This window comes from Vibrio sp. 10N.222.49.C12 (assembly GCF_041475025.1).
Classification (GTDB): domain Bacteria; phylum Pseudomonadota; class Gammaproteobacteria; order Enterobacterales; family Vibrionaceae; genus Vibrio; species Vibrio crassostreae_C.
This window is the reverse complement of record NZ_JBFRVF010000111.1, coordinates 1-953: the sequence shown is the minus strand read 5'-3', so window position 1 is coordinate 953 and position 953 is coordinate 1. Positions and strand designations below refer to the sequence as shown.

Genomic DNA, 953 nt, shown 5'->3' with positions numbered 1-953 from the left:
CTCGCACACTTTAAAGACGGCCTCTCTCGTACACAAATTGCAAAATCTCTCAAAGTCAGTCGAACCAGTGTCAATAAATGGGTTCGGATTTTTTTTGAAGAAGGCCTAGAAGGACTTCAAGAAAAACCTCGGACTGGTAGGCCTGCATACCTCACCGATGAGCAGCGGGCTCAACTCAGTGCCTTCATAAAAAAAGAAGCTGAATCACCTTCTGGTGGCCGCCTTGTTGGAAGCGATATACATGACTACATCGTTAAACACTTTGACAAGCACTACCACCCTAATTCCATCTATTATCTCCTCGACCACATGGGTTTTTCTTGGATAACTTCTCGTTCCAAACACCCTAAACAATCACAGCAAATACAAGACGATTTTAAAAAAATTCCAAATCGAAACGATCCTTAAGATCCCCGGCCATATTGGGCTAGAGAGTGTTGATGTCTGGTTTCAAGACGAAGCTAGGTTTGGTCAGCAGAACACAACAACACGTCTTTGGGCTACTCGTGGAACGAGACCTCGCGTAGTAAAACAGCAGCAATTTGAATACGCTTATTTGTTTGGCTCAGTGTGCCCATCGAGAGGGATTGGTGAGGCAATGGTCGTCCCTTGGGTTAACAAAGACATCATGATAAACCATCTAGAGCAGATATCTAAAGTCACAGAAAAAGACCGTCATTCAGTGGTAATAATGGATGGCGCAGGATGGCATACCGATGATATTGCTAACCCATTTGATAATGTCAGTATTATCAAATTGCCGCCATACTCACCAGAGCTTAACCCTATAGAGCAAGTGTGGAGTTGGTTAAGGCAACACTATCTAGCAAACCAAAACTTCATTGATTATAACGATATTGTTTCGAAGGTCTGTAGCGCTTGGAATGGATTTCTTGAGTGCAAAGATCGCGTCACAAAAATGTGTACAAGAGATTGGATTGACCTGATCAGTT

At 43.0% G+C, this 953-nt stretch carries 2 protein-coding genes; both read left to right on the top strand.

The window, feature by feature from the left end; translation table 11 throughout:
* Positions 1-408: helix-turn-helix domain-containing protein (locus AB4583_RS20915; RefSeq protein WP_136977534.1), on the top strand; the 408-nt coding region annotated here is incomplete at its 5' end.
* A partial coding sequence (locus AB4583_RS20910) for an IS630 family transposase (protein WP_086738234.1) occupies positions 374-953 on the top strand: 580 nt, incomplete at its 3' end. The genes AB4583_RS20915 and AB4583_RS20910, both read left to right, overlap by 35 nt.